This window comes from Pseudomonas nitroreducens TX1, from assembly GCF_000313755.1.
Lineage (GTDB): Bacteria > Pseudomonadota > Gammaproteobacteria > Pseudomonadales > Pseudomonadaceae > Pseudomonas > Pseudomonas nitroreducens_A.
In genome coordinates this window covers 1-3,252 of sequence record NZ_AMZB01000030.1, presented here as the reverse complement: position 1 = coordinate 3,252, position 3,252 = coordinate 1, and the positions used below count along the sequence as shown (strand labels likewise).

The following is a 3,252-nucleotide window of genomic DNA, read 5'->3' as shown; positions in this document are numbered from 1 at the left end:
CCGATGATGGCCATCAAGACCGTCAACGCCCTCTCCCACTACACCGACTGGACCATTGGCCACGTACACGCTGGCGCCCTGGGCTGGGTTGCCATGGTTTCCATCGGCTCCCTGTACCACATGATCCCGAAGGTCTTCGGCCGCGAGCAGATGCACAGCGTGGGCCTGATCAACACCCACTTCTGGCTGGCCACCATCGGCACCGTGCTGTACATCGCCTCCATGTGGGTCAACGGCATCACCCAGGGCCTGATGTGGCGCGCAGTGAACTCCGACGGCACCCTCACCTACTCCTTCGTCGAAGCCCTGGCCGCTGGCCACCCCGGCTTCATCGTGCGGATGATCGGTGGTGCCATCTTCCTGCTGGGCATGCTGGTCATGGCCTACAACGTCTGGCGCACCGTCGCTGCGGCCAAGCCGGCTGAAATGCAAGCCGCGGCGCAGATGGCCTGAGGAGACCGACATGAAACACGAAGTACTCGAGAAAAACGTCGGCCTGCTGGCCCTGTGCATGGCCGTCGCCGTCAGCATCGGCGGCCTGACCCAGATCGTTCCGCTGTTCTTCCAGGACGTCACCAACACCCCGGTCGAAGGCATGAAGCCCTACACCGCGCTGCAACTGGAAGGTCGGGACGTCTACATCCGCGAAGGTTGCGTAGGCTGCCACTCGCAGATGATCCGCCCGTTCCGCGCCGAGACCGAGCGTTACGGCCACTACTCCGTCGCCGGCGAAAGCGTCTGGGACCACCCGTTCCTGTGGGGTTCCAAGCGTACCGGTCCGGACCTGGCCCGCGTCGGCGGCCGTTACTCGGACGACTGGCACCGCGCGCACCTCTACAACCCGCGCAACGTGGTGCCGGAATCGAAGATGCCCGCCTATCCCTGGCTGGTCGAGAACAAGCTCGACGGCAAGGACACGGCGAAGAAACTGGAAGTGATGCGTGTCATGGGCGTGCCCTACACGGACGACGACATCGCTGGCGCCAGCGATTCCGTCAAAGGCAAGACCGAAATGGACGCGGTGGTCGCGTACCTGCAGGTCCTCGGCACCTCCATCAAGAACAAGCGGTGACAGCATGGATATCGGGACCATTCGCGGCCTCGGCACCGTCATCGTGATGGTGGCCTTCGTCGGCGTACTGCTCTGGGCTTACGGCGGCAAACGCAAGGAGCGCTTCGACGAAGACGCGCTACTGCCCTTCGCGGATGACCCGGCAGCCAAGCGTCACGCTGAGCAAGAGCAAGCTTCTAGGAGCAACAACGCATGACTACCTTCTGGAGTCTGTACATCACCGTTCTAACAGTCGGCTCGCTGATCGCCCTGCTGTGGCTGGTATTCGCCACCCGCAGCGGGCAATCCTCGAACACCACCGACCAGACCATGGGCCATGCCTTCGATGGCATCGAGGAATACGACAACCCGCTGCCCAAGTGGTGGTTCATGTTGTTCGTCGGCACCATCGTGTTCGCCGCCGGCTACCTGGTCCTCTACCCCGGCCTGGGGAACTGGAAAGGCGTCCTGCCGGGGTACGACGGCGGCTGGACCCAGGACAAGCAATGGGAGCGTGAAGAAGCCCTGGCCAAGGAAAAATACGGCCCGATCTTCGCCAAATATGCGGCCATGCCCGTGGAAGAAGTCGCGAAAGACCCGCAAGCCATTAAAATGGGCGAGCGACTCTTCGCCACCTATTGCTCCATCTGCCACGGCTCGGACGCCAAGGGCGCCCAAGGCTTCCCGAACCTGACCGACAGCGATTGGCGCTGGGGCGGCACTGCCCAGGATATCGAGACCACCATCCTGGGTGGCCGCCACGCCGCCATGCCGGCCTGGGGTGAAGTGCTGGGCGACAAGGGCGTGCAGGATGTAGCCGCCTTCGTTACCGCCAACCTGGATGGACGCAAGCTGCCCGAGGGCGTGACCGCGGACAACGTCGACAACGGCGGCAAGCTCTTCGCCACCACCTGCGTGGCCTGCCACGGCCCGGAAGGCAAAGGCAACCCGATGATGGGTGCACCTGACCTGACTCACCCAGGCGCCTTCATCTACGGCTCCAGCTACGCGCAACTGCAGCAGACCATCCGCCATGGCCGTCAGGGCCAGATGCCAGCGCAGGAGCAGTACCTGGGCAAAGATAAAGTGCACATTCTCGCCGGTTACATCTACAACATTTCCGGCCAGGCGAAGTAAACTCCCGCCCCAACTCGCGCCCTGGAAGGGCGCGAGTTTCTCTCTCCCGCAATATCGCGACGAAGTGTCGCACCCTCTCTAACTCCCCTTCTTCACACCCTTCCCGTTCGCGGCTAAGCTCATTTCCATTCGCAAACCTGCAATACGACTAACCTGATCCACTTTCCAGGTTGGGACGAGCGAGCCGAAACGTGCGTCAAACCGGGGCGCAAAGCGCTCTGAAGCAGGCGTGAAACCGGCACCGCACCCCGGTCCGGCGCGTTGCAATGGCCACCTGCTTTCTCCATACTTGCCGCCGTTTTTTTGTCCATAAAATTCAAAAACCGTGGAACCTTAGAATGAGCACAGCAATCAGTCCGACTGCTTATAACTATAAGGTCGTCCGCCAGTTCGCCATCATGACGGTGGTCTGGGGGATACTTGGAATGGGGCTCGGTGTTTACATCGCCTCACAGTTGGTTTGGCCCCAATTGAACCTGGACCTGCCCTGGACCAGTTTCGGCCGCCTCCGTCCGCTGCACACCAACCTGGTGATTTTCGCCTTCGGCGGCTGTGCTCTCTTCGCGACTTCCTACTACGTCGTACAGCGCACCTGTCAGACTCGCCTGATTTCTGACAGCCTCGCCGCCTTCACCTTCTGGGGTTGGCAAGCGGTGATCGTGCTGGCCGGCATCACCCTGCCGCTGGGCTACACCTCCTCCAAGGAATACGCCGAGCTGGAATGGCCGATCGACATCCTCCTGGCCATCGTCTGGGTTACCTACGCGGTGGTGTTCTTCGGCACCATCGTCAAGCGCCAGACCAAGCACATCTACGTGGGCAACTGGTTCTACGGTGGCTTCATCCTCGTGACCGCCATGCTGCACATCGTCAACAGCATGGAAATCCCGGTAACCGCCTTCAAGTCCTACTCGATCTACGCCGGCGCCACCGACGCGATGATCCAGTGGTGGTATGGCCACAACGCCGTGGGCTTCTTCCTGACCACCGGCTTCCTCGGCATGATGTACTACTTCGTTCCGAAGCAGGCCGAGCGTCCGATCTACTCCTATCGCCTGTCCATC

Annotated in this window: 5 protein-coding genes; all 5 read left to right on the top strand. The window is 61.6% G+C overall.

Features of this window, described 5'->3' with window-relative positions; all coding sequences use genetic code 11:
* On the top strand, positions 1–453 hold a 453-nt coding region (locus C167_RS0100340), incomplete at its 5' end, for a cbb3-type cytochrome c oxidase subunit I (protein ID WP_037005763.1).
* 10 nt (positions 454–463) lie between these two features.
* The gene (ccoO, locus tag C167_RS0100335) at positions 464–1,072 is read left to right on the top strand and encodes a cytochrome-c oxidase, cbb3-type subunit II (RefSeq protein ID WP_017516306.1); all 609 of its coding nucleotides are present in this window, start codon (positions 464–466) and stop codon (positions 1,070–1,072) included.
* A gap of 4 nt (positions 1,073–1,076) precedes the next feature.
* A complete protein-coding gene (locus C167_RS0100330) occupies positions 1,077–1,268 on the top strand; it encodes a CcoQ/FixQ family Cbb3-type cytochrome c oxidase assembly chaperone (protein ID WP_017516305.1) in 192 nt (63 codons plus the stop codon).
* Entirely contained in the window at positions 1,265–2,188 is a 924-nt protein-coding gene (gene ccoP / locus C167_RS0100325) for a cytochrome-c oxidase, cbb3-type subunit III (RefSeq protein ID WP_017516304.1), read from the top strand. The genes C167_RS0100330 and ccoP overlap by 4 nt, the downstream gene beginning before the upstream one ends.
* 338 nt (positions 2,189–2,526) lie before the next feature.
* Positions 2,527–3,252, top strand: a 726-nt coding sequence (locus C167_RS0100320; RefSeq protein WP_037005761.1) for a cbb3-type cytochrome c oxidase subunit I, incomplete at its 3' end; no start/stop codon positions are given.

Coding starts and splice junctions, on each gene's coding strand:
- ccoO (WP_017516306.1), top strand. CDS start 464: ATGAAACACGAAGTACTCGAGAAAAACGTCGGCCTGCTGGCCCTGTGC.
- C167_RS0100330 (WP_017516305.1), top strand. CDS start 1,077: ATGGATATCGGGACCATTCGCGGCCTCGGCACCGTCATCGTGATGGTG.
- ccoP (WP_017516304.1), top strand. CDS start 1,265: ATGACTACCTTCTGGAGTCTGTACATCACCGTTCTAACAGTCGGCTCG.